Here is a 683-nt window from a genome sequence, read left to right on the forward strand (position 1 = left end):
CGCTGCTCGGTCAGCTCCGGCCGGTTGTGGTAGTGCCTCGCCAGGCAGATACCACCCAGCAGGGCGTGGCCGGGGACACCGACGGGAGCGGGCTGGTTGTGGTGGTCGACGACGTAGACGGTGGTGTTGGTGATGGCCCGGCCCAGGGTCGTGGTCCCCCCGTGCGGGTCCGGCTCCGTGGTCAGGCTCATCACGTTCGCCACGGAGCCCTCGGTGGCGCCGTACTCGTTGCTGATGATGGTTTGTGTGCTGCTGGCGTTGAGCAGGCGGGAGACGAGCTGGGGTGTGAGGTTCTCACCGCCGGCGACGATGGTGGTGATGTGGTGGCGGGCGTTTCGTGTTTCGAGGTGGGCGGCGAGGACTTCGAGATGGGAGGGGGTCGCCTTGAGGAAACTGACCGGGACGTCCGTGCAGATGAGGTCGATCGCGGCGTCGAAGGCCGTCTGGTCAGCCCCGGTCACCGGAACAACCAGCCGCTGCCCCTGGATCAAGGGCAGGAACAATGCGGTGATCGTCAGATCGAAGGTGACAGACGAGTACAGGATGCTGCCGATCCCGCCGCGCCCGCCAGCCGGATAGTTCTGGTCGCACCAGTGCAGGTAATTGACCACGCCACGGTGCTCCAGAGCGACGCCCTTGGGCTTGCCTGTGGACCCCGAGGTGTAGATGACGTAGGCCAGATC

1 protein-coding gene is annotated in these 683 nt (G+C 66.0%); it reads right to left on the reverse strand.

Going from position 1 to position 683, the window contains the following annotated elements; genetic code table 11:
• A partial coding sequence (locus tag AQJ11_RS45060; RefSeq protein ID WP_159061828.1) for an AMP-binding protein occupies positions 1-683 on the reverse strand: 683 nt, incomplete at both ends.

It is taken from the genome of Streptomyces corchorusii (assembly GCF_001514055.1).
GTDB lineage: Bacteria > Actinomycetota > Actinomycetes > Streptomycetales > Streptomycetaceae > Streptomyces > Streptomyces olivaceoviridis.